The following is a 25,540-nucleotide window of genomic DNA, read 5'->3' on the forward strand; positions in this document are numbered from 1 at the left end:
CTGGACCCTTTACTGGATGGCGCCGATGAGAGTCTGGAACATCGACTCGGCGGTCTGGATCACTTTACTGTTCGCCTGATAGAGCTGCTGGTACTTGAGCAGATTCGAGGCTTCTTCGTCGAGGTTCACGCCCGACACCGACTGTTGAGCCGACTGGATCTGCGAAACGAGCGCCGATTGCGCCGTATTCGCCGATTTGAGCTGGCTCGCGGAGTTGCCGATGTTGTTGATGTAGTTGGCGTAGGCACCCGTCAGCGTCGTGCTGTTCGAGAACACGGTGCTCGAGACGAGGTTCGATATCGTCAACGCATTGCGGCCGTCGTCCGTGCCCGTGTTCTTGGCGATCGTGAACGTGTCGCCGTTCGCCGGCGTCCCGCTGATCGTGAAGCTGACGCCGTTGACCGTGATCGTATCGCCCGAGTTGTAGGTGATGCTCGTGGTGCCCGCGCTCTGCGCGGTACCGTTGACCGATATTGTGGACGTCGAGGGAAAACCGCTGAGCGTCCCCGAACCCGAGTTGTAAGTCAGCGTCATGCTCGAGACGCTATAGCCCGCCGCTACCGAGCCCTGCGTGACCGTCGCCGTTCCCGTGTTGGTGCTCGAGGCCGAGACGAGCACCGGCGACGAGGCGGCGATCGCCGACGCGTTCGTCGTCGCGAGGGCGAAGCTGTTGAGCGCGCCGCGTGTCGGCTGGATCGTGAATGAGTCGCCGGCACTCATCGAGCCCGACGGCATCGTGAGAACCAGGCCGCCAATCGTCGTGCCGGGGCTGCCTGTCGCGATGGACGTTGCGGTGCCGACAACCGAACCCGTCGTCGTATCGGTCAGCGTGTAGGTGCCGCTCGCGAATGAAAGCGAGTAGTCGTCGGTCGTCGGCGACGATGCGTTGGCGAGCGAAACCGAAAGCGTCGCGTTGCCGGTGTTGTTCAGATTCGCATAGACCGTCGGCGAGGCCACGGTAAAGAGGTTGCCGCCCGCGCTGCCGGATAGATCGATGCCGAGTGCGTTTTGGGCATTGACCTGCGCAGCAAAGCTCGTCGCGATCGCGCCCAGCTGCGACTCGGCGGGATCGAGCGTCTGGCTGCGGAAGGCCAGCAGGCCGCCGACCGTACCGCCCGACAGCGTGCTGTCGGACAGGTATTGCGTCGAACCGGAGGCCGACGTCGCGCCGTGCAAGCCTTTATAAGTCACCGCCAGCTCGCTCGGATCGCCCGACGATACCGACGTTCCGAGATCGAAGCTCGAATTGGCGACGACGAGCGGCTGGCCGCTCGAGAGAAAGACGCTATAGCCGTCCGAATTCTGCACAACCGAGGCACCGACTTGCTGAGAGAGCTGCGAAACGAGCTGGTCGCGCTGATCCATCAGCTGGTTCGGTGGCTGGCCTTGCGAGCTCGCGTTCTTGATCTGCACGTTGAGCTGCGCGATTTGCTGCGTATAGCTGTTGATCTGGTTGACCGACTCCGTGAGCTGCTGATTGACGCTTTGGCGCAACTGATCGTACTGCTGGCCCGCGGCATTGAGCTGCGTCGCGAGCGTTTGTGCGTCGCTGATCGCCGTCTGGCGATTGGCAAGATTGCTCGGCGCGTTCGCGACGTTCTGCAACCCGGTGAAATAGGCCGAAATCGCCGCCGATATGCCGGCCGTCGGACTGCCTACGAGATTGTTGAGCTGCGACGCCATCGAATAGTTGGCCGACAGCGCGCTTCCCGTCGAATTAGCGTTATTGAGCTCGGTGCTGAGGTACTGGCTGTAGTTGCGCTGGACCGTGACCGTCGTCACGCCGCTGCCGAAATAGCCCGAACCCGTGTACTGTCCCGCCGACTCGGCGTAGACATTGGTCTCGACCGTATAGCCCGCCGTCGACGCGTTGCTGATGTTGTTGCCCGCCGTCGTCAAGCCCCACTGGGCGGCCGAGAGGCCCGACAAGCCGATGCCGAAGATATCGCTGCTTGACATGCTTCATCCTGGAGGGCGGCCGGCATACGTGCCGCCGCCTGTTGAGAGAGTGCCAACAGATGTATATCGGCCGTCGGTAAGAAAATTTAAGGGCGACAGCGCATTTCGTCGTATTACGCCCTCGGCGCCGGCTAAGCCCTGACGAGCGAGCGCCGCTTCATTTCGAGCTGCGTGATGATCCGCTGCAGCGTGTTCTCGGCGCTGCCGGGCAGCGAAAGGAAGCGCATGCCGAGCTGGAAGCGCTTGAGGCCGTTGGGCAGCTCCGTCGAGCGCATCGAGACGAGTTCGAGGTCGACGGAAAGCGTGCCGTGGCCGGAAAGATTGACCTCGACGTCGGGCAGCGTGACACCCATCGGCAGCTCCCTGACCCGCTCGTCCGTCGTGCGCAGGCCGATGCCGCCAAGCGAAAGATCGTGAATCTCGAAGCGAAACGAGTCGCCCTCGGGCAGCGTGCCGCGGCAAAAGTATGGATCGAGCACGGGCGCGTCGACGCGGAAGTACTCGCGCCGCTGCATGTAGAAGAGCACCTCGGGGAACGCCGCCTCGAATGCGGGAAGCCCCTCGAAGCGCGTTTCCGTCGGCGTGGCCGTCGAAAACTCGACGCGCACGCCTTCGGGCGAGGCACGGAACGTGAGCGCCGGCGAGGCGAGCGCACCGCGGTTCTGCTCGGGCAGCGCACCCCAATCGAACAGGAACGTGCGGGCGCGCACGTCGACTTCGAGAATGCGCGTCACGAACTGGCCGCCCTTGTACTGGACGGTCAGGAAGTCTCCCCGGTTGGCGAGGTTGCGCAACTGCACGCCGATCTCGAGCGGGTTGCGCCGGCCGAAATCGAACTCGGGCTCCGCGGCGTGCGGAGCGGCATCCGAAGTCGAGTCGTTCGCCTGATTGGTATCCATGGTCTTGCCGTATGCGTAGTAACGCGCTGCCCCGAAGGCGCCGGCGCGCATGCTTTCGAATGCTTTACAGCGATCCGAACAGGGACTATCTGATTAGCGGCATCAAACGTGCAAAGTTTAGTAGCCCTACAGAAAATTTTTTATAGTTTGACTGATTTTTCTGTTTTTTGGGTGCAATCGTGACAACGAGGGCCCCGTCGCACTCGATATCGCGCAGCGCGTTGCGTGAGTTTTTCCCGTTTTTTATCGCTCGGTCAAACCATCTGCTGCATGATCGAAATCAGCTTTCGCGCATAGTGCGGATCGGTCGCATAGCCGGCCCGCTGCATCCCGCGCGCGAAGCTCGCCGCGTCATGCGAGTTGTTGACGACGGAGGCGTAGCGCGGATTGTTGCGCAGCATCTTCGCGTAGTCGGTCATCGCATCGGCATAGGAATCATAGGCGCGGAATTTCTCGACGACCTTTTGCGGTTTGCCGTTCACATACTCGGTCGTGACGGCCGTGACCGTCTTGCCGGTCCAGTCCTTCGTCGCCTTGATGCCGAAGACGTTGTGGCTCAGCGTGCCGTTCGCATTCTTGATCTCACCCTTGCCCCAGCCCGATTCGAGCGCGGCCTGGCCGATGATGAAGCGCGCCGGAATGCCCGTCGCCGCGCTCGCCGCCTGCGCCGGCGCGGCCATTTTCTCGACGAACGCATCGACTTTCGGCGACTCGCCGTTGCCGCGCAACGGCGGCGTCAGCGCGCTCGCCGCCGAGTAGCCCGAGCCGTTCGCGAGCGCCCCGTTCGCCGCCGAGTTCGAATAGGCGCGCGCAAGCGCGTTGAGCATGGCCGTGTTGCCGGCATCTCCGCCACTAGCGTTGCCGCCGCCCGTCAACGCGCCGAGCATGCCGGCCGCGCCACCGCCCGCGCTCGTATTGCTGCCGGCAAGCCCCGCGTTGCGCGACAGTTGCGAGATGAGCGCATTGGCCACGCCGACGCCTTTGGACGACATCGACTGCGCAAGCTGCTCGTCGAGCATCGAGGTCAGTTGCTTGCCGTCTTGCGAATCGAGCGGTCCGTCGCTCGGCGTCGCCTCGCGCATGCTCTTGAGCATCATCTGCAAGAACACGGCGTCGAACTGCTTGGCGACGGTCTTCAGGCTCTGCTGCGGCGAGGCGCCCGCCTGCGCGCGCAGGCTGTCGAAGCCCTGCAAATCGAGCGCGAAGCGCTGCGTCAAGTCGACGTTGGCGTTCGGTAGATTGGAGTCCATCTGCGTCTCCGTAAGCCGCGCATCAAATGATTTCGAGGTCCGCGCGCAGCGCGCCGGCGGCCTTCATTGCCTGCAGGATCGACATCAGGTCGGCCGGCGTGGCGCCGAGCGCGTTCAGCGCCTTCACGACGTCGGCGAGATTCGCGCCCGCCGTGACGTACTTGAGCGCCCCGTTGTCCTGCTTCAACTGGATCTGCGATTGCGGCGTCGCCACGGTCGTTCCGTTCGAGAACGGGCCCGGCTGGCTGACGGCCGTCGTCGTGTTCACGACGACCGACAGATTGCCGTGCGCGACGGCGCAGTTTTGCAGCGTCACCATCTGGTTCATGACGATCGAGCCGGTGCGCGAGTTCAGGATCACCTTGGCCGCGGCTTGGGCCGGTTTGACGTCGATGTTCTCGAGCTCGGCGACGAACGCCACCTGCTGGGTCGGGTCGACCGGCGCGCGCAACTGGATCGTGCGGCCGTCGAGCGCCGTGGCCGTGTCGCCGCCGAACCGGCTGTTGACCGCCGACACGATGCGCTGCGCCGTGTCGTAGTCCATGTCGTTCAGCTCCATCTGCATCGTGCCGCCCGCCTGCGCGACTTGCGTGGGCACCGCGCGCTCGACGATGGCGCCCGCCGGAATCCGGCCCGACGCGAGCTGATTGACCTGCACGCGGCTGCCGTTGGCCCGCGCGCCTGCGCCGCCCACGGCCACGTTGCCCTGCGAGAGCGCGTAGACCTGACCGTCGGCACCCTTCAACGGCGTGAGCAGCAGCGTGCCGCCGCGCAGGCTGCTCGCGTTGCCGAGCGAGGAGACCGTCACGTCGATCGCTTCGCCGGGGCGCGCGAAAGGCGGCAGCGTCGCGGTCACCATCACTGCCGCGACGTTCTTCAGCTGCATGTTCGAGATACTGCTCGGCGCGGTATTGTTGCCACCGTTCACGCTGCCGCTTTGCAGCGAAATGCCGAGGTTCGCGAGCATGTTCGCGAGCGTTTGCGTCGTGAACGGCGTTTGCGAAGTCTGGTCGCCCGTGCCGTCGAGGCCGACGACGAGACCGTAGCCGATGAGCGGGTTGTCGCGCACGCCCTGGATCGAGACGAGGTCCTTCAGGCGTTCGGCGTGCGCGGCGTCGGCGCCGGCAAAAACGCCGCAAGCGACGGTGGCGGCGGCAAGCGTCAGTACGGCGATACGGTGCAACACTGCGTGTACGCGTCGGGCGAAGTCCGTCTTCATGATCACCACGGCGCTATGTTGAGGAAGAAACGCTGGAGCCAGCCCATCGTCTCGGCTTCGTTGATGTAGCCCTTCGCCGAATATTCGATCTTGGCGTCGGCCACCTGCGTCGAATAGACCGTGTTCTCGCCGGTGACCGTATTCGGATTCACCACGCCCGAGAACCGAACGAACTCGTTGCCTTGATTGATGAGCATCTGCTTCTCGCCGCTCACGACGAGATTGCCGTTCGGCAGCACGTTGGTGACGGTCACGGTGATCGTGCCGCTGAACGTATTCGACGCGTTCGCGCCGCCCGTGCCCGAGAACGTGTTGGTCCCCGTGCCCGAGCCGTTCAGGTGGCTGAAGAGACCAGGCAATACGCCCGTGGGCCCCGTTGCCGAGAATCCCGTCGAGCCGTTCCGATTCGCGGACGCGCCCGACGTCTTCGTCGCGTTGATGTTTTCCTGAATGACGATCGTCAGGATGTCGCCGACGTTGCGCGGCCGCTGATCTTCGAAAAGCGGATGGCCGGCGAAGCCGGGGTTGTAGATCGAGCCCGGCGGCTGAAGCTGCGGCGGCACGGGCGGCGTGGCCGTCATCGGCTGCTGCGTGATCGGCTGCCGGTGCTCGATCTGGGCGCAACCGGCCAGCGTGCCCGCGAGCATGCCGGCCAGCGCGCCCGCATGAACCAGCGAGAGCGCCGCGCGCAGCGTGCGCATGCGAAACGGAATGGGGCTCGTTTGCGACATCTTTTTCTACCGCCTGATCTTCGACGACGACGACACGGCCGACCCTTACACCGACATCTGACTGAGGGTCTGCAGCATCTGGTCCGAAGTCTGAACGGCCTTGCTGTTGATTTCGTACGCGCGCTGCGTCTCGATCATGTTGACGAGCTCCTGCACGACGTTCACGTTCGACGCCTCCAGGTAGCCTTGCTGCACCATGCCCGCGCCGTTCAGGCCCGGCGTCGTCACGTTCGGCGTGCCCGACGAGGCCGTCTCGGAAAAGAGGTTCTGGCCTTTCGACTCGAGGCCGGCCGGGTTGATGAACGTGGCGAGCTGCAGGGTGCCGACGTTCTGCGTGTTCGTGGAGCCGGCCACCGTAATGCTGACGACGCCGTCAGTGCCGATCGTGAGCGACGTGGCGTTGTTCGGGATCGTGATCGCCGGAATGAGCTGATAGCCGCTCGCCGTGACGAGCTGTCCCTGCGCGTTCTTCTGGAACCCGCCGTCGCGCGTATAGGCCGTGGTGCCGTCAGGCATCTGCACCTGGAAGAAGCCGTTGCCGTTGATGGCGACGTCGGTCGAGTTGCCGGTCTGCTGCAGGTTGCCCTGCGTGTAAAGACGCTCGGTCGCCACTTGCTCGACGCCGGTGCCGACCTGGCTGCCCGACGGCAGCTCGGTTTGCTGCGTCGAGTTCGCACCGGGCTGGCGCAGCGTCTGATAGATCAGATCCTGGAACACGGCGCGCGAGCCCTTGAACCCGTTCGTGCTGACGTTCGACAGGTTGTTCGAGATCACGTCCATCTGGGCCTGCTGGGCGTTCATGCCCGTGGCGGCGATATAGAGCGAGCGGTTCACGGTAAAACTTCTCCTGGTAGATCGATCGGCTCACACGAGGTGCGCGGATCAGCTGAACTGCAGCAGTTGGTTGGCCGACTGGTCGTTCTGGTCGGCGGTCTGAAGCAGCTTCGTCTGCATCTGGAACTGCCGCGCATTCGTGATCATTGCGACCATCGCCGCAACCGAGTTCACGTTGCTGCCTTCGAGCGCGCCCGAGGCCACCTGCACCGTCGGGTCCGCATCCGCGGGCTGGCCGTCGGCCGTGCGGAAGAGCCCGTCGTTGCCGCGCTGAAGCGTGGCCGGATCGGGATTCACGAGCTTCAACTGATCGATGGTGGCGATCGCCGTGGGCGGGTTGCCCGGGATCAGCGCCGAGACGGTGCCGTCCTTGCCGATCGTCACATCGGCGCCGGGCGGGACCGAAATCGGGCCGCCGGTGCCGATCACCTGCAGGTTGTTCGCGGTGACGAGCTGACCGTTCTGATCGACATGCAGATTGCCCGCGCGCGTGTACGCTTCATTGCCGTCGGGCGTCTGCACCGAGAGCCAGCCCGGGCCCTCGATGGCGACGTCGAGCGGGTTGCCCGTCTGCGAAATCGGACCCGGCGAGAAGTCGGCACCCGGCGTCGACGAGAGCACGAACGTGCGCGTCGTGTCGGTGTTGATTGTCGTGCCGTCGCCGAACGCGAGCGGCGCGTCGCGAAATGCCGCGAGCTGTGCCCGGAAACCCGTCGTCGACGCGTTCGCGAGATTGTTGGCGACGACGTCCTGCTGCTCGAGCGCCTGGCTCGCGCCCGTCATCGCCGTGTAGATCAATCGGTCCATTCGCTCAACTCCCCGCGATATCGATCGAAGCGTCAGCCGTTACAGGTTGATGAGCGTCTGATCGACGGTCTGCTGCGTCTTGATCGTCTGCGCGTTCGCCTGGTAGTTGCGTTGCGCCGTGATCAGGTCGACGAGCTGCGTCGTCAGATCGACGTTCGATTGCTCGACCGCGCCGCCCGTCAGCGTGCCGTGGTTCGTGCTGCCCGGGGCCGACACCTGCGCCACGCCCGAAGCCGATGTCTCCTGGAATTCGTTGCCGCCGAGGTTCAGGAGCCCGTTCGGGTTCGCGAAGTTTGCGAGCACGATCTGGCCGAGCGTCTGGGTCTTGCCGTTCGAGTAGTTGCCGGTGATCGTGCCGTCGGAGCCGATCGTGAAGTTCGAGAGCTGGCCGCTCGCATAGCCGTCCTGAGCGAGATTGTTGACGCCGTCCGTGCTGCCGTATTGCGTCGTGCCCGACATGTTCAGCGTGATCGATTGCGGCGTCGAGCTGCCGTCGGCGTTCGCGATCGACATCGTCAGTTGGCCGTTGGACGGCGTCGCCAATGCTCCCGAGCTGCTGAAGGTCACCGTGCCGAGGCTGCTTACCGCACCCGAGGTGCCGCCGTAGACCTGCCACGTGTTCGCCGCCGTCTTGACGAAGTACATGTCGACCTGCTGCGAGCCGCCGAGCGAGTCGTAGACCTGAACCGACGTCGAGTAGTTGTAGCTCGTCTTGTCCGTCGCCGAAAATGTCGTCGTGGTCGGGATCGTGTCCTGCGAGTCGAGGTTCAGCTGCGCCGTGATGGTTTGCGTCGCCACGGGTGCGATGTTCGCCGTCTGGACCTGGATCGGAACCGTCTGTGCCGTGTTGACGACGCCGCCCGAGCTTGCCGAATAGCCCTGCAGCTTCAGCCCTTGCGCGTTCGTGATGTAGCCGTTCTTGTCGAGCTGGAATACGCCGTTGCGCGAGTACTCGAGCGAGCCGTTGTTCGACATTTGGAAAAAGCCCTGGCCGTTGATGGCGACGTTGAGCGCCGTGCCCGTCGTGTTGATCGTGCCCTGCGCGAAATCCTGCTGGACGTTAGCGAGCTGCGTGCCGATACCGATCTGGTTGTTGACCGACGTGGCGATTGTGTTCGCGTAGACGTCGGCGAATTCGGCCGTGCTTTGCTTGAAGCCGATCGTGTTCGCGTTAGCGATGTTGTTGCCGATCACATCGAGGTCGCTCGACGATGCGGCCAAGCCGCTCAAACCTTGCTGGTAGCCCATTGCTGGTCCTTGTCCGGTTAGTCCTGAATTTGATTAAAGGATCGCCGCGACGCTCGTCGCATCGACTGTCGAGCCATCCGAGAGCCGCAGGCCCGTCGTGCCCGAGCTTTGCTGGATGACGGAGAGCACCTGCTCGCCGGAAAGCGTAGTGACGCTGCTGGTTTTTCCGCCGACCGTCGCCGCGGCCGAAATCGTGTAGGTGCCGTCGCTGAGTGTCTTGCCCGACGAATCGGTCGGCGTCCACGAGACGGGAATAGTGCCTGCCGATTGCGCACCGAGGTCGATCGTGTTGACGAGGTTGCCCGAGGAATCCTTGATCGTGACTTGCACGTCGGTTGCGGCCGAGGTGAGCTCGACACCGAAGCCCGGCGACTTGCCGCTCGAGACAATCGCCGAAGTGCCCGGCACGAGCACGTTCTGGCCGATGAGCAGCGACGACTGCGCGTTCTGTCCTGCCTGCAGTTGCGAGGCCAGCGAGGTGAGCGTCGTGTTCAACTGGCTGATGCCCGACACCGTGTTGATCTGGGCAAGCTGCGAAGTCATCTGCGAGCTGTCCATCGGATTCGTCGGGTCCTGGTTCTGCAGCTGCGTGACGAGCAGCTTCAGGAACGTGGTCTGCAGATCGGTCGCGGACGATGAGCCCGTCGACGATGACGAGCTCGTCGTCGAAGACGACGACGTCGACGTCGTGCCGTTCATCGTATTGAGCAACTGCTGCGAGACGCTGCTCGCGCTGGAAGTGCTGGAAGTGGAGCTCAACAGGTCTCTCCTTACGAGCCGATCGTCAGGGTTTTCAGCATCAGATTCTTGGCGGTGTTCAGCGTCTCGACGTTGGCCTGATACGAGCGCGAGGCCGAGATCATGTTCACCATTTCCTGCACCGGGTCGACGTTTGGCATCGTCACGTAGCCGTTGGCGTCGGCCGCCGGGTTGCTCGGGTCGTAAGTCGTCTTCATCGGCGTCGGATCGTCGATGACGTTCGTCACCTCGACGCCGCCCACCTGCTGGCCCGAGCTCGTGGCCCCGCCGCCGATCGGCTTCACCGCGAAGACGACCTGCTTCGCGCGGTAAGGCTGACCATCGGGGCCGGTCGTGCTGTCGGCGTTCGCGAGGTTCGACGCGGTGACGTTGAGCCGTTCGGATTGGGCCGACAGCGCCGAACCCGCGACGGTGAAGATGTTCATCAATGACATGGCGGCATAGCCTCCTTGCGGCCTTTGGTATTAACCCCGTAGCGTTTTATCGAATTCATCGGTCGCTTATCGTTCATCGTTCCAGGCGCGCGTCGGCGTCAGCCGCCCGACGTGATCGCCGCGAGCATTCCCTTGATCTGCTGCGAGACGACCGTGAGCCCCGCTTCGTAGTGCAGCGAGTTGTCGGCGAACTGCACGCGCTCGGCGTCGAGATCGACGGTGTTGCCGTCGAGGGCGGGCTGCCTCGGAATGCGGTAGGCAAGCTGGCCGTAGCTCCCGCTCTCGCCGCCGACCGGGATCAGCTTCGCGTTGCCCGACATATGGCCGGCCTCGGTGGCCGCCATCGACATGCTCACCGTCACGCCGGCCGGCTGCGCCATCGGCAGCGGCGCCGCGTTCGAGGTACCGGCCATCGTCGCCGCGCTCGTGCTGCCCGACGCGCCAGCCTTCTTCAGCGCGCCGGCGAGGGACGACGAGAAATCGACGTCGCGCGCCTTGTAGCCCGGCGTGTCCGCGTTCGCGATGTTCGACGACAGCAATTCCTGCCGATAGGCGCGCACATCGAGCGCCTCGCGGTTGAAAGCGAAATTGGCATCGAGTTGATCCAGCATCGAGCGTTCTCCGTTGCCAGCCAGGCTTGGCTTCGACTCGCGGCGCGAGACGAGTGACGGTTGACGGCTCCCGGGCGACAACAGGCGTACGGCATGCGCGCGCCGGGAAGGCTTTTTCACATGGGCTGCATGTTAGGGGCGAGGCGCAAGCCGCAATCGGACGAATAACCGGGGAAGCAGCCCTCTATTCAACGTTTGCGCCAATCGACGGACTCCTAGAATGCCGTTGCAGTCATGGGGTCTGTGTGCTCAGGCGATGCGATGCAGCGTGCAGGGCGAGCTGCAATGAGCGCGGGGCCCGTCCGATGGAGAAACTGAACCGATGTCGCCGCTGTCGCCGACCTGTCCGCTTGAGGCCGCTTGCCCGCCCCGATGCCGCGCGCGTTCCGGCGTGCGCGCATGGATGCGCGCGGCCGTGGGTGCGTTCGCGGCCTGCGCGCTGTCGATGGGGGCCGCTCACGCGCAGCATGTGAGCGGCGGACAGATCTATATTCCCGGTCCCGGTGAGACGGGTGCCTCGGCGGCGAATACGGTATCTGCCGCGAATGCGGGGGCCGTCGCGGGCGCCAATGCCAACGCAGCAAGCGGGATGATCGTCATCCCGGGGCCCGGCGAACACGCAAGCCAGCCCGTGCCCGTGACTGAAACGCCGGCCGCTAGCGTCGGGTTGCGGCGCGAAACGATGAATCAGGGTGATCAGCGTGTCATGCCTGTCATCGTCACGTCATCCGCGCGTGCCGCTCGGGCGCCGCAGCCGATCGTCGTGGATCGGCCGGCCAGCGCGAATGACGCCGGCATCAGCATCGATCCGCTCGCTGCGCGCGGCGAGCCGCCTCGCCTCGGGCCGAACTCGGGCCCGAGCGCGGGCACCGGCGCGCTGACGCGGGTGTCGATGAAAGCCGTTCCGCCCGCCCCCGCGCCTTCGATGCCGGCCTCGCCCTCGCCCGCTCAAGCGCCGGCGCTTGCACCGGCGACGCCTGCGGCCGCACTTGTGCCGGCGCAAGGCGCGTCTGCACCAACCGGCCAACAGGACGGCGAATCGATCCGCCGTGTCGCGCAGACTTACCTCGAACAGCAGACGGTCGGCTTGCCCGGCAAGGTCACCGTCACGGTCGCGCCCGCATTTGCGCGCGGGCTTGCCGCCTGCACCACTATGGTGCCGTTCACGCCGCCCGGCGCGCGCCTCTGGGGCCGCACGACCGTCGGCGTGCGCTGCGCGGGCGAGCGGCCGTGGACGCTGTACCTGCAGGCGCGCGTCTCGCTCGAGGCGACCTACTACCTGGCCGCTCGCCAGATCGAGCCGGGCAGCGTGCTGACGGTGGCGGACCTCACCACACGCGAGGGCGACTTGTCGAACCTGCCGCGCGAGATCGTCACCGATCCGTCGCAGGCGGTCGGCGCCGTCGCGCTCTCGCGCATCAGCGCCGGCATGCCGCTGCGGCAGGACATGCTGCGCAGTGCCACGTCGGTCACGATCGGGCAGACCGTGCGCGTCGTCGCCGTCGGCCCGGGATTCACGATTTCGTCGGAAGGCAGCGTGATGAACAACGCGTCGCCCGGCCAGCAAGTGCGCGTCAAGACGCCCGGGGGGCAGATCATCTCGGGCATAGTCAAGGATGGGTCGACGGTCGAAATCCAGATGTGAAGCGGAGATTCGGGCGGTCCTAACTGTGGCGGGACAAGGGCGAGCCTGGCCTGACGACGACTGAAAGGTGATTCGAAAGTGGATGAATGCCGGCGAAAGGATCGGCAGCGGATGGGGAAAAGGCGGAAACAGGACGGGCAAAGGGGTGGCGGGTTGCGCTAAAGTTTCGGTAAGGAGCGCCGATATCACACTCAAATCGAGATCCTCGGGAAGCCAATCGTGAAAGTCGATTCATCCACCAGTTCCAGCCTGTCGTCGACGAAAGGCGGCGTGCAGGGCACGCGCCAGGGCGGCGCGGCAGGCGGCACGGGCGCCGCGAACGCCGGTGCGGCTTATACGCCGGCGACGAGCGGCGAGTCGGGCGGCGACGCCAACGTCAGCTTGTCGGGGCTGTCGTCGCAGCTGCACTCGCTTGCGACGTCGGGCGCCGCGGATATCGACGTAGCACAAGTCGAGTCGATCAAGCAGGCCATCAAGGACGGCACGCTGACGATCGACACCGGAAAGATCGCGGACGGGATCCTGGAAACCGCTCGCAATCTGCTGCAAGCAACTCAATCGTCGGGCGGCTGACGCGCGAGCGTCGGTCTTGCCGGGAAAGTCCCTGGGGGATTTCCGTTGGTCGTCCCTGAAGGGACTCCCTTCGGTCACCCCTGAAGGGACTCCCTTCGGTCACCCCTGAAGGGATTTCCTTCGGTCACCCCCACGGGGACTTCCTGCGGTCGTCCCTAAAGGGATTTCGTTCGGTCACCCCTGAAGGGACTCCCTTCGGTCGCACACGATTGGATTGATTTGATCGATCGGGCGCATGCGCTCGTGTTTTGGCGAAACCGATGAAAGACGTCCTACTCAACACCCTCATCGAAGAACATGCGACGCTCGAAGCGTTCGCGTCGCTTCTGGCATACGAGCAAAAGGCCCTCGCCGAGGTGTCGCCGCTCGAGAAGTTGCCTCCGATCATCGAAAAGAAAACCGAACTGACCGAAAAGCTGGCCTCGCTCGAGAAGCAGCGAGACGGGCAGTTGCGCCAAATGGGTTTGCCAGCCGGCTGGAAAGGGATGGAGCTCGCGGGTGCCGACGATGCGCGCGTGGCCAACCAGTGGAAGCTGCTGCAGGGCGTGGTTCAGCGCGCGCGTCACGCGAATTTGACCAACGGCATGATGATCCGCGTGCGAATGAACTACAACGACAAAGCGCTTGCCGTCTTGCGCGGCGCAACGTCCACGCGCGGTGGCGCCGCCAATGTGTACGGGCCGGATGGCCGGATGGCGGCGGTTTAGGCGTTCCGCGTCCCGTTGTGGCCTCGCGGCGACGCCCTGCCTCTAAATTTTCTCGCCGATCGCGAGGCAGGCTTGCTGTTTCAACAATGACGGAACAACCAGCAACAAGGCCGCTTGGATAAGCGGCCCATTCGTTACGACGTTCACCTAGCCAAGCATAGCGAACCTCAATCCACCCCCGCCCAAGCCATTTCGCGCAACCGCGTGCGCAGCCGCGCCACCGCTTGGCTATGCAACTGGCAAACCCGCGATTCGCTGACCTCCATCACCGCACCGATCTCGCGCAGGTTCATCCCGCGCTCGTAATAGAGCGACATCAAGAGCTTCTCCCGCTCCGGCAGCTTCTCGATCGCCTCGACAAGCGCCGCGCGCAGGCTCTCGTCGAGCAGCGCCGACAGGGGATCCGTATGATCGACGCAATACCGATCGAGAAACGGCTCGTCGTCGGCCGACCGATCGAAGTCCTCGTAATAGATGAGCTGCGAACCATGCAGATCCTGCAGCATCGTCTGATACGAATCGAGCGGCATTTTCAAATGGTCGGCGATCTCCGTCTCGCTCGCCGAGCGCCCGAGCTTCTGCTCGACCTGATGCACGGCCGATTCCACTTCGCGAGACGTCTTGCGCAGGCTGCGCGGCAGCCAGTCGTTGTTGCGCAGCTCATCGAGCATCGCGCCGCGGATCCGCTGGCTCGCATACGTCTCGAACTGCGCGCCTTGATCTTCCTTATAGCGGCTCGCCGCATCGAGCAGACCGATCATGCCGGCCTGAATCAGATCGTCGAGATCGACGCTCGCCGGCATCTTCGCCACGAGCTGCAGTCCGAGCCGTCTCACGAGCGGCGCGTACTGCGTCAGCACATCCGTCTGGGACATTTTCCCTTGAGCGTTGTACATCGAGGGCCCCCTTTTCTCCTTGTCCCCTACGTGTTACGCATGCTGGCGCGCGGATGGCGCGTCGGCGAGCGCCGAGGCCGGCATCCCCGTGCCGACGAGCGCACCCTCGCGCGGCGAAAGCGCCGCGCGCATCGGCCAATAAAGCATTTCGGCCGCAACGTGCCGGTAATCGCGCGCGGCCGGCGCCGACGGAAACGCATCGACGACACAGCGCTCGAGCTCGAGCGCATGCTCCATCAGCGGGTCCGACGCCACGCAACCGGCATTTGCGATCGAAACGGTCAGATAACGCCCCGCTACCTCAGCGAGGTTCTCGAACGTGGTATGCGCATCGGCCAAGCTCGATACGTGATTGATGAGCACGCGAAACTGCCCGATCGCATGCTCGTAGTGCAAACGTTTCATGCAGGCATACGCCTCGGTGATCGCCTGCGCGGCCACACGCGTGACGATGATGACGTCATGCGCCTGCGCGCCGAGGAGTGACAGCGCGCCCTTGCGATCGAGCCGCGCATCGATGAGCACGACGTCGGCCGGCCCCGAGAGCATGACGCCGAGCTGCGCCGCGCTGTAGCCCGCGCAGTTCTCGCGCGAGGCTGCCAGCACGGAAAAGCCGAGCTCATGACGCGGCGCGGCCTCCTCGATACCGATTTCGCCCTGCAGCAGGGCGCGCAGACTGCCCGCGCCATGCACGCCGCCCACCATCGTCGAGACGGAGTTCGCGCCAAGGCATTCGTCGATCACGAGCACGTCCTTGCCGATACCCGAGAGCGCGGCCGCGAGGTTGACGACCGTCGACGTGCAGCCGACGCCGATCGGCCCACCCGTCACCGCAACGACGCGCGAGCCGCTCCTCGCGAGCAGCCTGCGCAAACCTTCGGCTTGGTCGGTGACGTGCTTATCCAAAGCGAACCTCGTGCAGCTCGGCAGTCGAACGGGTCGAGAGCGCCGACAGCAAGGCGGGAATGTCGTCGTCGTGCGGAACGAACGGCGAGCCGTCGCGCGGAATGCAAAAGGCGCTCTTGATCAGGAATTTTTTCGTGGCGACGTAGAGGTTTTCGGGCACTTTCTGCCCCGTCGACACGTAATGGACAGGCAGCTTGTAACGGATCACCGTGTCGAGCACGCCGCCGAGGTTCGTGGCTTCGTCGAGCTTCGTGAGAATGCAACCCGCGAGCTCGGGTTGGCCGTCCGCGCTCTGGTAGGCCTGGACGACTTCGTTGAGCGTATCGCCATGACTCGTCGCATTGAGCAGCAAGAGGCGTTGCACGGGCTGCCCCGCGCCGCAGAGCATCGCGATCTGATCGGAGACGGTCCGATCGCGCTGGCTCATGCCAATCGTATCGATGAGCACGATATGTTTGTTGCGCAGCTCGGCCAGCGCGAGCTGAAGGTCGGCCGCGTCCTTCACCGCATGGACGGACACGCCGAGTATCTTGCCGAAGATGCGGAGCTGTTCGTGGCCGCCGATCCGGTAGCTGTCGGTCGTGAGCAGCGCCACCTTGCTTGCGCCGAAGCGCATCACGCAGCGCGCCGCGAGCTTGGCCGTCGTCGTGGTCTTGCCGACGCCCGTCGGCCCCATCAACGCGAACACCCCGCCGCGCTCCATCAGTTCGTCTTCGTTCTCGAGCACCGGCAAGTTGGCCGCGAGCACCGATTGAATCCAGTCCATGCCGGCGTCGACGCTCTCGACGGCGGGCAGGTTGTCGATAACCATTCTCACGAGCTGCGCCGAGAAGCCGGCCGCGAAGAGCTGCTTCGTCAGCGTGCCCTGGACGGGGCTGCGGCGCTGCCGGTCACCCCAGAGCAGCCCGGCGAACTGCTCTTCCATCATTCCGCGCAGCGAGGAAAGCTCGCTCATCACGGTGCTGCTGACGACTTCCTCGATGCGCGCACGGACCGCGTCGGCCACGGCGGCGGCACCGTCGGACGTGCCGGCGCCATCGGCGCCGCGCGCCTTCGTCGATGCGGCAACCCCTTCAAAAGCCGGTGCAATGCGCGGAATCACGCGGCGCGCGGCGGCTTCGGCCGCCTCTTGCGCCCAGTCCGGCACTTCCGCGGAAGCCAGCTCCTCGGGCGACAGGATCTTGCCCGGCGCGCCGAGCCCCTTCGCCGCAGCCGCTGACGGTGTCAACGCGTGCGACCTCGTCGGGCTGGCCGTGTGCGCCGCACGCTGCTGCGCAGCGATGCGATGAGCGTGCTCGATGAGCCACGGATGCGATTCGACCATCGTCGGCGACGATTCGGGCGTACGCGACGCCGACGAACCGGCCGCGGCCGCGCCGTTCGCCGCTCCCGGCGAGGCGGAATGCGTGGCTCCAGGACTCGTGGCTCCGGCTTTCGCCGCAGCCGTATGCAACGGCTTCATTTCGACGCGCGGCTCGCGCGACGCAAGTTTGCCGGTTGGCGCGGCGGGAGCGGCCGCGGCCGCGGTCAACGCACCGACATCGGAAATCGCGGCGGGCGCGAACGTCTCGACCGGCTTACCCTCCGCGTTCGTCGCTCCGACTTCCGCGCTTGCGCCGAACACGGCCGAGAACACGTCCGGCATGCCGTTCGCGTAGGGGTTGGCCGGCATCATGCCAGGCATGGGAGCGGGCTGCGAAGTCTGGGACATCGACGCCGAAAGCATCGGGTACCCCGCCGCGGCATGCGCGCCAAGCGAGACATGCGCGCCGTCGGCGTCCTGCCCAGCTTGCAGGCGGCTGGCGGCGCCCGCGCCGTAGGAACCCGCGGCGCCTTGGCCATTTGCATTCGCGTTAGCGTTATTGCCGGCCCCGTCACCGGCACCCGGCGCGATGGCGGCGAGATCCGTATCGGCGAGCGCGACGATTTCCACGCTGCCGTCATCGTTGGTCCGGTTCGAAAGCACGACTGCGTCGGCGCCCAGCGCCTCGCGTACGAGGCGCAGCGCGTCGCGACTCGTCGCGCCGATGAATTTGCGGATATTCAAGCTAGACCCCCGATGAGGTTAACGACTTTGATCGTGCGTGTCTCCGGCACTTCGGCATACGAGAGCACTTTCAATTGCGGCAGGCTGCGGCGCAAAAAGCGCGCGAGCATCGCGCGCAGCGCGTGCTGGACGAGCAGCACGGGCGGCAGCCCGGTGTTTTGTTGACGCACGATCGCGCGTTGCGTCTCCGCGAGAAGCGTATGGGCGAGCCCCGGCTCGAGACCTGGGTTCGCGCCCGTCGAAAGGGCCTGCGAGAGCACGCGCTCGAGATTCGCGTCGAGCCCCATGACCTGCATCTCCCCGCTGCCCGGGTACCACTGCTGCGTGATCGCGCGCCCGAGCGCCAGGCGCACGGCGGCCGTGAGATCGTGCGCGTCCGACAGCTTGCCGGCCTGCTCGGCGAACGCTTCGAGGATCGTGCGCATGTCGCGGATCGGCACGCCTTCCTCGAGCAGGCTTTGCAGCACCTTTTGCAGCGTCGCAAGCGAGAACGTCTTCGGCACGAGGTCTTCGACGAGCGTCGGCGCATCTTTGCCGATGCGCGTGAGCAGTGCCTGAACTTCCTGCCGGCCCAGCAGCTCGGACGCATGCTGAACGACGAGATGGTTCAGGTGCGTGGCGACGACCGTGCTCGCATCGACGACCGTATAGCCGTACACCTGTGCCTGCTCGCGCAAGTTCGTGTCGATCCAGATCGCGGGCAGGCCGAAGGCCGGGTCTTTCGTCGGCGCGCCCGGCAGCGCGGCCGTGACTTGCCCCGGATTGATCGCGAGCCATTGACCCGGATACGCCTCACCGGTGCCGACTTCGACGCCCTTGAGCGTGATCCGATAACCGTTCGGACGCAGCTCGAGGTTGTCGCGAATATGAATGACGGGCGGCAGGAACCCGATCTCCTGCGCGAACTTCTTGCGGATGCTCTTGATGCGCTTGAGTAACTCGCCGTCGGCATTCTTGTCGACGACCGGGATGAGCCGGTAGCCGACCTCGAGGCCGAGCGTATCGATCATCGTCACGTCGTCCCAGCTCGCCTCGTTGTTCTCGACGGGCGCCGCGGCCGGTGCCGATTCGACGAGCACGGCGCTCGCCTTGGCGGCTTCGGCGCGCTTCTTGAGGTGGCGTCCAAGCTGGATCAAGCCCGCGCCGAGCACCAAGAACGCGAAGTGCGGCATGCCCGGAATGAGGCCCAGCAAACCGATGATGGCGCCCGTGATCAGCAGCACGCGCGGGTTCGTGAAAAGCTGGCCCGTGAGCTGCGTGCCGATGTCCTCGTCGGTGGCGACACGCGAAACGATGACGCCGGCCGCCGTCGAGATCACGAGCGACGGAATCTGCGCAACGAGGCCATCGCCGATCGTCAGCAGCGTATAGGTCTTGCCGGCCGAGGCGAAGTCCATGCCGTGCTGAGCGACGCCGACGATGAGCCCGCCCACCACGTTGACGACCATGATGATGAGGCCCGCCACCGCGTCGCCGCGCACGAACTTCGAGGCGCCGTCCATCGCGCCGTAGAACTCGGCTTCCTGCGCGACGGCCTGGCGGCGCTTGCGCGCGCCTTCCTCGTTGATAAGGCCGGCGTTGAGGTCGGCGTCGATCGCCATCTGCTTGCCCGGCATCGCGTCGAGCGTGAAGCGCGCGGCCACTTCGGCGATACGTCCCGCGCCTTTGGTGATCACCATGAAGTTGATGATCATGAGGATTGCAAAGACGACGATGCCGACCGCGAAGTTGCCGCCGACAAGGAAGTGGCCGAACGATTCGATGACGCGGCCCGCTGCGGCCGGTCCCGTGTGCCCTTCGAGCAGCACGATCCGCGTCGACGCGACGTTGAGCGAGAGACGCAGCAGCGTCGAGAACAGCAGCACGCTCGGGAACGCCGCGAAATCGAGCGGCTTCATCGTGTACATGCTGACGAGCAGCACCATCACCGAGAGCGCGATGTTGAACGTGAAGAGCAGATCGAGCAGGAACGGCGGCAACGGCAGGATCATCATGCCGAGGATCATGCAGATCAGGACCGGCCCTGCCACCTTGCGCAGATTGGCCTGGGCCAGCATCTGCGGGCCCTTGCCGAAGAGGGTTTGCACGCGCGCGTTCATGCCGACGCTCCGGTGCCGGCGTCTCGCCCCGCTGCGCGGCTCGCGCGCGTCGTCCCGGGAGCCAGTGCCTCTTCCTCTTCTTGGATTGCGTCCTCGTCCGTGACAGGTCCCTTGTCGAGATCGGCGGGGACCTCGAGCTCGGTCGGCGCGGCCGGCACATCGCCGCCGTCGCGGCGGAAACGGCGCAGCTGGTAGACCCAGGCGAGCACTTCGGCCACGGCGTTGTAAAGCGTGCCCGGAATCTCGTGATTGAGGTCGACGTTGTGATAGAGCGCACGCGCGAGCGGCGGCGCTTCGAGCAGCGGGATGTTGTGCTCGTCGGCGAGTTCGCGGATGCGGGCCGCGACGAGGTTGACGCCTTTGGCGATGACTTTCGGCGCGCGCATCTCGCCGTCCGCGTACTGGAGCGCGACGGCGTAATGCGTCGGGTTCGTCACGACGACGTCGGCCTTCGGCACGGCCGCCATCATGCGGCGGCGGGCCATCGCGCGCTGCTGCTGGCGAATACGGCCCTTCACGTGCGGATCGCCTTCGTTCTCGCGGTGCTCGCGCTTCACTTCTTCCTTCGTCATCCGCAGCTTCTTGTGGAACGACCAGAGTTGGTACGGCACATCCATCGCCGCGATGACGAACATGCCGGCGACGGTCGTTCCGCAGCAGACGGCGACGAGCGAGAGGCTATGGCCGATCGCCTTGAGCATGGGCTCGGAGGGCAGCGCGAGGATTTCGGTTTTGTGGTGCAGGACGGCGAGTACGGCGATGATGCCGACGACGAGCGTCTTCGCGATCGACATGCCGAGCTGGATGGGGCCATTGATCGAGAAGATGCGGGCGATGCCGGCGATGGGGGAAAGCCGCTCGGGCTTGAACTGCAAGACGTTGCTCGAGAGCAGCCAGCCGCCGAGCGCCATCGGCGCGAGGAGCGCGGCGAGCGCGGTCAGGGCGAGCACGGGCGCGACGGCGATGGCCCCTTCGCGGCCGGCCGTGCCGGCGCCGATCAGCATGCGGTTTGTGTCGACGACGTAGGCGTGGTTGAACGTGAACGCGCCGCGCATCATGGCCTGCAGATGCAGGCCGATCGGGCCCGAGAGCGCCCATACGCCGAAGAATCCGGCTGAAAGCAATGCAAACGAGGCGAGCTCGCGCGAGCGGGCGACCTGCCCCTCCTCGCGCGCCTTCTCGAGGCGCCGGGGAGTGGCTGATTCGGTTTTCTCGAGGTCGCTATCCTCTGCCACCAGGCTTTCTCCGCTCTTCGCGCGGCGCAATGCCGCTTTTCACTGACACGGATTATTCCCGCTGGCGTCAATCGACGATCGGCGGATAAGGGCGGGGAAAGGGGTGTAATTCGCTTGATGGTAGGGGGCTGAAAGGCCGCAGCTGACGCTGTTTGATCCTGTCCGACAGGCCGGAGTTGGCGCCGCACCGAATTCTGTAGCCGCTGAAAAAGCGTGGCGGGCAGCACGGCTGTAATTCGACAGAAAGGGGGCGGACGGCAGTCCGAATGCGCCGCCCAATGCCACGCGGACCAAGGGAAGCGCTTCGTGGGCGGCGATATCACCCGCCCGCCACGAAGCGATAGGAAAGGAAAGGTATCGACCTTCGGCTAATACGCCACGAACGGCGATTGGCTACCCGTTCCTGCCGTGGCTGTGTCGTAGCCGAAGTAGACAGTCTTGCCGTAGAAGAATGGGAGGCCGAAGTCCATCACGTTGGAGAGGCCCAATGTGCCGGCCAGATCGTTGAACGCATAGTTGCTGGTACTCAACGCGCTTTCCTTGGCGATGGTCATCGTCACAGTAGCGGACGCCGTCGAACCGGATTTGTTTGAAACCGTCACACTGCGCGTCGTCGTCGAGGTCGGACAATACCAACTGCCGCCGGAACATTGCGCAAGCGTGCTGTCGTCGAAGAAATAGCCGTTTGAGCCAGAATCGAAGAATCCGAAAGTCGAAGCGCTCGTCGATGAAAGCACGGTGCTGTTCACGTTGCCCGCTGAATCCGTTCCGAACTTTTGCGACGCTGAGTATGTGTTGTTCGACTGCGTGCCGATACCGAATGTCAACGTACCGGTGGCCGAGACCACGCCGGATGTATCGATCGATGGCATCGTCAAAACAATGCCGTTGTTATCGGACGTGAACTTCGCGACCGGATTGGCAACCTGGCTCGTCAATGCCATCGCCGTTTGGCTGCATGTGCTGCTTCCGCAGCTGTAATACGTGCCATTGTTCGCGGTGCTCACGCAGCTCGGACAATCATATGGCGCCACGCCGATACCGAGAATACCGTTCGCACCAATTGCGCTCGCCGTGTTCTCGGAACTGCCGGTCGATTGCGATGAGCAGCTAGACGGCGCCGAAATGGTCGAGTCCATATCACCGAGGATTCCAATCGGAATGTTGCTCGCCGTTTCGCCGGCGATCTTTACGTCGGCCTTGCGCACCGAGCCCCACGTATAGCCGTCCGCGAATACGGTGCACTCGGCAATCGTATTTCCGCTGCTGTCCGTCTCCGCCGACAGGCTGCCAAGCACCGTCGAAGCAGCCGTATTTACGAGCCGCAAGCCGTACGACATGGTGTCGACTTGAATGTTGTCGATGGTCTGGCAGGTCGAAGTCCCGGGGGCACAGACGGTCACGCTCACCGTCGGAATATTGGGCGTGCGTGTCGAGGTCACCGTGCTTTTGGCGACCGTGACGGTCACTTGATTGCTCACCGTACTTGATGAGCTGGAACTACTGGAACTACTCGAGCTGCTAGTACCGCCGGAACCGCTGGACCCGCCCCCGCCGCACCCGGTGAGCAATGCCGTCGCAATGACGACGCATACTGCGCAGAAACTGCGCAGAAATCTGTTTGTTGATCGCACTATGATCTCTCCGCTCGTCGTCGATCGCTTATTGGATATCGCTGGCTGCTACGCCGCTCGGCAATGCGCTCGGCAGATAGGCTTGGCCCACGAAAGAACCCATGTGCCCGCCCACATGCACAACGAGACCCGACTGTTCGACATTCGTTGGCCCGCGGCCGCCGCCTCGCTGCTCCCGCTGCGCAGCGACTGCGCTCTGCACTTGCGGAAAGTAGCTGCCGAGCAGCGTCGAGAGGTCGGGCATCTGAGCGCCTTGCCACGCGATGCCGAACACGGTGCCGTCCGATCCGATGTATTCGCGAATGACGGTGCCCGTTTCGAGCGTGGTCTGCTTGACCGTATAGGTGCTCGTAGACGTCGTGGAAGATGAAGTTGACGAGGCCGCATGGGCCACTGTCGACATCCTATCGACGGTCGCCCCTGATGGCGTTTGCATAGGTTCGCCGCCGAGCGCTGCGTGAGCGGGGGACGTGACCGCGAGCAACGCACAAGCCGCAACCACAGCCGGCAACGTGCCCTGAATCGAACGAATGAACATGAGAAAGACTCTCCCTCGATTTGCTGTTATGTCGCTAAATCTCGATTTTCGGTCTTGTAAACTACATTACGCGGCAATCGTTTGCCACCGATGATTCACTCCGTAACACGCATGCGTCGCATCGTGCAAAGTTCATCGAGTCGCAACGACAATACGGGCGGGACCATCAAAGCCCGCCCGTTTCAAAATCGAAACAAACTGCGAAATCGCCGCCGAAATCGTCAGAACCCGAGACTCGCGAGCAGATCGTCGACCTGCTGCTGATCCTGCACGACGTCCGCCTTGCCTTGCGGATTGATCTGCGGTCCGTTGAGAAGCCCATCGTCATCGCTGCTGGTGCTGAACGAAGTGCCGGGCTCGGCCGCGAGCGCGGCGGCGTTCTGCGCGAACTGCTCGCGCCGCTCGGGCGCGATGTTCTCGATCAGCACGGAAAGCAGCTGCTGCTCGATCGAGTAGACGACGTCCATGATCTTCTTGATGACCTGCCCGGTCAGGTCCTGAAAATCCTGCGCCATCATGATTTCGAGCAACTGCGCATTCGTCGCGCTCGTCGCTTCCGACACTCCCCCCAGAAACGTCCGCGTCTCGGAGAGCAGCGCGCGCACCTCCTCGCGTTCGATTGGCGCGTCGTACCACTGCTCCCAGCGGCTATCGAGCGATTTCGCGTCGCTTTGCATCTGCTCCTGCATCGGCTTTGCGATTTCAATCGCACCGAGCACACGCTGAGCAGCCTGCTCGGTCATATTGGCGACATAGTTGAGGCGCTGGCGCGCGTCGGTCACCGTCTGCGCCGCGTGCTCGACCTGCTTGTCGAGCCCGAGCTCGAGGATCGAATCGCGCAGCGTGCGCGTGAGCTGACCGATGCGTGCGAGGATGCGATCGGTCGTCAGATCGGCGAGATCGGCGCCTTCGCTGAGGAGGTTTGTCGACTGGTCCACTTCAGCTCCCGGTCTTGCCCAACTTCTCGAGAATCTTCGTGAGCTTCTCGTCGAGCGTGGCGGCCGTAAAGGGCTTCACGACGTAGCCGCTCGCGCCGGCCTGCGCCGCCGCGATGATGTTTTCCTTCTTCGACTCGGCCGTCACCATCAGCACCGGCAGATGTTGAAGCGAAGCGTCGGCGCGAATCTCCTTCAGCATCGCGAGGCCGTCGAGATTCGGCATGTTCCAGTCCGAAATCACGAAGTCGTAGCCGCCGCCGCGCAGGCGCGACAGGCCGGCCGCGCCGTCCTCGGCTTCGTCGACGTTCGAATAGCCGAGCTCCTTCAGCAGGTTGCGGACGATCCGTCGCATCGTCGGAAAGTCGTCCACCACCAGGATTTTCATGCTCTTGTCCATCTCGTTCCCTTAGTTCCCAATTTCGCCCGCACGAAAGCCGCCGCGTCGAGCCTCGCACCCGTCTCTCCCGTCAGGTGCCAGGCCGTCGGCCGAAGCTACACGCGCTGTACCCGATCGCCCATCGCCGCCAGACGCGCCATCACGCGGCGGCTCATTTCCGACAAAGGCGCAATCTCCTCGGCCGCGCCGAGCGCGATCGCCTCGCGCGGCATGCCGAAGACGATGCAGCTCGCTTCATCTTGCGCGAGAGTGTATGCGCCCGCATTTCGCATGTCTAACATTCCCGCCGCGCCGTCGCGCCCCATGCCCGTCAGAATCACGCCGACCGCGTTCTTGCCCGCGTGCTGCGCGGCGGACCGGAACAGCACGTCGACCGACGGCCGATGCCGGTTCACGGGCGGATCGTCCGACAGGTGCGCGATATAGTTCGCCCCGCTTCTCGCCAACAGCAGATGCGCATGGCCCGGCGCGATATAAGCATGGCCCGGCAGCACGCGCTCGCCATGCTCCGCTTCCTTCACGGTGATGCGGCACAACCCGTTCAGGCGCTGCGCGAACGATTTGGTGAAGCCCGGCGGCATGTGCTGCGCGATCATGACGGCCGGCGCGTCGGGGGGCAGCGGCTCGAGCAGCTCGCGGATCGCCTCCGTGCCGCCCGTCGAGGCGCCGACGATGACGAGCTTCTCCGTACTGACGAGCGGATTGTTCAGCATCGGCGCCTGCGCGCCCGGCGCTGCGCCGCCAGCGCGGGCCGGCTGCGCCTGGCGCACGCGCGCACGCGAAGCGGCGCGAATCTTGTCCGCGAGCTTTTCCGAATACTCGAGCATGCCGTCGCGGATGCCGACCTTCGGCTTCGTCACGAAATCGACGGCGCCAAGCTCGAGCGCGCGCAGCGTGATCTCGGAGCCGCGCTCAGTCAGCGACGACACCATGACCACGGGCATCGGCCGCAAGCGCATCAGCTTCTCGAGAAAATCGAGCCCGTCCATGCGCGGCATTTCGACGTCGAGCGTCAGCACGTCGGGGTTGTGCTGCTTGATGAGCTCGCGTGCGACGAGCGGATCCGGCGCCGTGGCGACGACCGTCATGTCCGGCTGACCGTTGATGATCTCCGTCATGAGGCTTCTGATGAGCGCCGAATCGTCGACACACAAAACCTTGATTTTCTGCACAG

At 64.5% G+C, this 25,540-nt stretch carries 24 protein-coding genes; 3 read left to right on the forward strand and 21 right to left on the reverse strand.

Annotated elements, in window-relative coordinates; translation table 11 throughout:
• Positions 1-9: 9 nt before the first annotated feature.
• From flgK to flgB, 11 genes are all read right to left on the reverse strand, one after another.
• Positions 10-1,959 (reverse strand): flagellar hook-associated protein FlgK, encoded by a 1,950-nt coding sequence (gene flgK / locus C9I57_RS24685; RefSeq protein ID WP_107153224.1) that lies wholly within the window; start codon positions 1,957-1,959, stop codon positions 10-12.
• A 131-nt stretch (positions 1,960-2,090) separates the two neighbouring features.
• Positions 2,091-2,858, reverse strand: a complete 768-nt coding sequence (locus tag C9I57_RS24690; protein ID WP_107153311.1) for a flagellar brake protein — start codon at positions 2,856-2,858, stop codon at positions 2,091-2,093.
• A 254-nt stretch (positions 2,859-3,112) separates the two neighbouring features.
• On the reverse strand, positions 3,113-4,108 hold the full coding sequence (gene flgJ / locus C9I57_RS24695; protein ID WP_107153225.1) for a flagellar assembly peptidoglycan hydrolase FlgJ: 996 nt from the start codon (positions 4,106-4,108) through the stop codon (positions 3,113-3,115).
• Positions 4,109-4,130: 22 nt separating this feature from the next.
• Positions 4,131-5,327, reverse strand: coding sequence for a flagellar basal body P-ring protein FlgI (locus C9I57_RS24700; protein WP_258187803.1), 1,197 nt, complete (start codon positions 5,325-5,327; stop codon positions 4,131-4,133).
• A 2-nt stretch (positions 5,328-5,329) separates the two neighbouring features.
• Complete coding sequence (locus tag C9I57_RS24705) at positions 5,330-6,028, reverse strand: flagellar basal body L-ring protein FlgH (RefSeq protein WP_018443264.1); 699 nt, start codon at positions 6,026-6,028, stop codon at positions 5,330-5,332.
• 75 nt (positions 6,029-6,103) lie between these two features.
• On the reverse strand, positions 6,104-6,892 hold the full coding sequence (gene flgG, locus C9I57_RS24710; RefSeq protein ID WP_107153227.1) for a flagellar basal-body rod protein FlgG: 789 nt from the start codon (positions 6,890-6,892) through the stop codon (positions 6,104-6,106).
• A 48-nt stretch (positions 6,893-6,940) separates the two neighbouring features.
• Positions 6,941-7,699, reverse strand: a complete 759-nt coding sequence (gene flgF, locus C9I57_RS24715) for a flagellar basal-body rod protein FlgF (RefSeq protein WP_107153228.1) — start codon at positions 7,697-7,699, stop codon at positions 6,941-6,943.
• A 39-nt stretch (positions 7,700-7,738) separates the two neighbouring features.
• Positions 7,739-8,947, reverse strand: a complete 1,209-nt coding sequence (flgE, locus tag C9I57_RS24720; protein ID WP_107153229.1) for a flagellar hook protein FlgE — start codon at positions 8,945-8,947, stop codon at positions 7,739-7,741.
• A gap of 33 nt (positions 8,948-8,980) precedes the next feature.
• Positions 8,981-9,709 (reverse strand): flagellar hook assembly protein FlgD, encoded by a 729-nt coding sequence (locus C9I57_RS24725; protein ID WP_181321949.1) that lies wholly within the window; start codon positions 9,707-9,709, stop codon positions 8,981-8,983.
• Positions 9,710-9,717: 8 nt separating this feature from the next.
• The gene (gene flgC / locus C9I57_RS24730; RefSeq protein WP_107153231.1) at positions 9,718-10,140 is read right to left on the reverse strand and encodes a flagellar basal body rod protein FlgC; all 423 of its coding nucleotides are present in this window, start codon (positions 10,138-10,140) and stop codon (positions 9,718-9,720) included.
• 98 nt (positions 10,141-10,238) lie between these two features.
• Positions 10,239-10,751, reverse strand: coding sequence for a flagellar basal body rod protein FlgB (gene flgB, locus C9I57_RS24735; protein ID WP_107153232.1), 513 nt, complete (start codon positions 10,749-10,751; stop codon positions 10,239-10,241).
• Between the two features lie 322 nt (positions 10,752-11,073).
• Here flgB and flgA point away from each other — a divergent pair, with 322 nt between their 5' ends.
• From flgA to C9I57_RS24750, 3 genes are all read left to right on the forward strand, one after another.
• Complete coding sequence (gene flgA, locus C9I57_RS24740) at positions 11,074-12,396, forward strand: flagellar basal body P-ring formation chaperone FlgA (protein WP_107153233.1); 1,323 nt, start codon at positions 11,074-11,076, stop codon at positions 12,394-12,396.
• A gap of 219 nt (positions 12,397-12,615) precedes the next feature.
• Positions 12,616-12,969, forward strand: coding sequence for a flagellar biosynthesis anti-sigma factor FlgM (flgM, locus tag C9I57_RS24745; protein WP_258187804.1), 354 nt, complete (start codon positions 12,616-12,618; stop codon positions 12,967-12,969).
• A 260-nt stretch (positions 12,970-13,229) separates the two neighbouring features.
• Positions 13,230-13,676: a flagella synthesis protein FlgN gene (locus tag C9I57_RS24750; protein WP_107153234.1), complete on the forward strand. Its 447-nt coding sequence runs from the start codon at positions 13,230-13,232 to the stop codon at positions 13,674-13,676.
• 167 nt (positions 13,677-13,843) lie between these two features.
• On the opposite strand, the gene C9I57_RS24755 is transcribed toward C9I57_RS24750, so the two are convergent.
• The 10 genes from C9I57_RS24755 to C9I57_RS24800 all read right to left on the reverse strand — a co-directional run bounded on the left by C9I57_RS24755 (position 13,844) and on the right by C9I57_RS24800 (position 25,538).
• Complete coding sequence (locus C9I57_RS24755) at positions 13,844-14,572, reverse strand: RNA polymerase sigma factor FliA (RefSeq protein WP_107153235.1); 729 nt, start codon at positions 14,570-14,572, stop codon at positions 13,844-13,846.
• Positions 14,573-14,605: 33 nt separating this feature from the next.
• A complete protein-coding gene (locus C9I57_RS24760; RefSeq protein WP_107153236.1) occupies positions 14,606-15,478 on the reverse strand; it encodes a MinD/ParA family ATP-binding protein in 873 nt (290 codons plus the stop codon).
• Complete coding sequence (flhF, locus tag C9I57_RS24765; RefSeq protein ID WP_107153237.1) at positions 15,471-17,525, reverse strand: flagellar biosynthesis protein FlhF; 2,055 nt, start codon at positions 17,523-17,525, stop codon at positions 15,471-15,473. Before flhF ends, C9I57_RS24760 begins: the two co-directional genes overlap by 8 nt.
• Positions 17,522-19,624, reverse strand: a complete 2,103-nt coding sequence (flhA, locus tag C9I57_RS24770) for a flagellar biosynthesis protein FlhA (RefSeq protein ID WP_258187805.1) — start codon at positions 19,622-19,624, stop codon at positions 17,522-17,524. Before flhA ends, flhF begins: the two co-directional genes overlap by 4 nt.
• Positions 19,621-20,859, reverse strand: coding sequence for a flagellar biosynthesis protein FlhB (gene flhB / locus C9I57_RS24775; protein WP_258187806.1), 1,239 nt, complete (start codon positions 20,857-20,859; stop codon positions 19,621-19,623). Before flhB ends, flhA begins: the two co-directional genes overlap by 4 nt.
• A gap of 368 nt (positions 20,860-21,227) precedes the next feature.
• Positions 21,228-22,340, reverse strand: coding sequence for a DUF3443 domain-containing protein (locus C9I57_RS24780; RefSeq protein WP_258187807.1), 1,113 nt, complete (start codon positions 22,338-22,340; stop codon positions 21,228-21,230).
• A 181-nt stretch (positions 22,341-22,521) separates the two neighbouring features.
• A complete protein-coding gene (locus tag C9I57_RS24785) occupies positions 22,522-23,031 on the reverse strand; it encodes a DUF2844 domain-containing protein (protein WP_107153240.1) in 510 nt (169 codons plus the stop codon).
• Between the two features lie 221 nt (positions 23,032-23,252).
• Positions 23,253-23,969 carry a protein phosphatase CheZ gene (cheZ, locus tag C9I57_RS24790; RefSeq protein WP_107153241.1) on the reverse strand — a complete coding sequence of 239 codons (717 nt, stop codon included), beginning with the start codon at positions 23,967-23,969 and terminating at the stop codon, positions 23,253-23,255.
• Position 23,970: 1 nt separating this feature from the next.
• Entirely contained in the window at positions 23,971-24,366 is a 396-nt protein-coding gene (gene cheY / locus C9I57_RS24795; RefSeq protein WP_018441495.1) for a chemotaxis response regulator CheY, read from the reverse strand.
• A 95-nt stretch (positions 24,367-24,461) separates the two neighbouring features.
• The gene (locus tag C9I57_RS24800; RefSeq protein WP_181321944.1) at positions 24,462-25,538 is read right to left on the reverse strand and encodes a protein-glutamate methylesterase/protein-glutamine glutaminase; all 1,077 of its coding nucleotides are present in this window, start codon (positions 25,536-25,538) and stop codon (positions 24,462-24,464) included.
• Positions 25,539-25,540: the final 2 nt, after the last annotated feature.

The sequence above is a fragment of the Trinickia symbiotica genome, from assembly GCF_003028655.1.
GTDB lineage: Bacteria > Pseudomonadota > Gammaproteobacteria > Burkholderiales > Burkholderiaceae > Trinickia > Trinickia symbiotica_A.

What these genes read in the sequence shown, in the direction of transcription:
- C9I57_RS24755 (WP_107153235.1), bottom strand. Translation starts at nt 14,572, where the DNA reads ATGTACAACGCTCAAGGGAAAATGTCCCAGACGGATGTGCTGACGCAG.
- C9I57_RS24700 (WP_258187803.1), bottom strand. Translation starts at nt 5,327, where the DNA reads ATGAAGACGGACTTCGCCCGACGCGTACACGCAGTGTTGCACCGTATC.
- flgC (WP_107153231.1), bottom strand. Translation starts at nt 10,140, where the DNA reads ATGTCATTGATGAACATCTTCACCGTCGCGGGTTCGGCGCTGTCGGCC.
- C9I57_RS24690 (WP_107153311.1), bottom strand. Translation starts at nt 2,858, where the DNA reads ATGGATACCAATCAGGCGAACGACTCGACTTCGGATGCCGCTCCGCAC.
- flgA (WP_107153233.1), top strand. Translation starts at nt 11,074, where the DNA reads ATGTCGCCGCTGTCGCCGACCTGTCCGCTTGAGGCCGCTTGCCCGCCC.
- C9I57_RS24785 (WP_107153240.1), bottom strand. Translation starts at nt 23,031, where the DNA reads ATGTTCATTCGTTCGATTCAGGGCACGTTGCCGGCTGTGGTTGCGGCT.
- flgB (WP_107153232.1), bottom strand. Translation starts at nt 10,751, where the DNA reads ATGCTGGATCAACTCGATGCCAATTTCGCTTTCAACCGCGAGGCGCTC.
- flgJ (WP_107153225.1), bottom strand. Translation starts at nt 4,108, where the DNA reads ATGGACTCCAATCTACCGAACGCCAACGTCGACTTGACGCAGCGCTTC.
- cheY (WP_018441495.1), bottom strand. Translation starts at nt 24,366, where the DNA reads ATGGACAAGAGCATGAAAATCCTGGTGGTGGACGACTTTCCGACGATG.
- flgK (WP_107153224.1), bottom strand. Translation starts at nt 1,959, where the DNA reads ATGTCAAGCAGCGATATCTTCGGCATCGGCTTGTCGGGCCTCTCGGCC.
- flgF (WP_107153228.1), bottom strand. Translation starts at nt 7,699, where the DNA reads ATGGACCGATTGATCTACACGGCGATGACGGGCGCGAGCCAGGCGCTC.
- C9I57_RS24705 (WP_018443264.1), bottom strand. Translation starts at nt 6,028, where the DNA reads ATGCGCACGCTGCGCGCGGCGCTCTCGCTGGTTCATGCGGGCGCGCTG.
- flgE (WP_107153229.1), bottom strand. Translation starts at nt 8,947, where the DNA reads ATGGGCTACCAGCAAGGTTTGAGCGGCTTGGCCGCATCGTCGAGCGAC.
- flhA (WP_258187805.1), bottom strand. Translation starts at nt 19,624, where the DNA reads ATGAACGCGCGCGTGCAAACCCTCTTCGGCAAGGGCCCGCAGATGCTG.
- C9I57_RS24750 (WP_107153234.1), top strand. Translation starts at nt 13,230, where the DNA reads ATGAAAGACGTCCTACTCAACACCCTCATCGAAGAACATGCGACGCTC.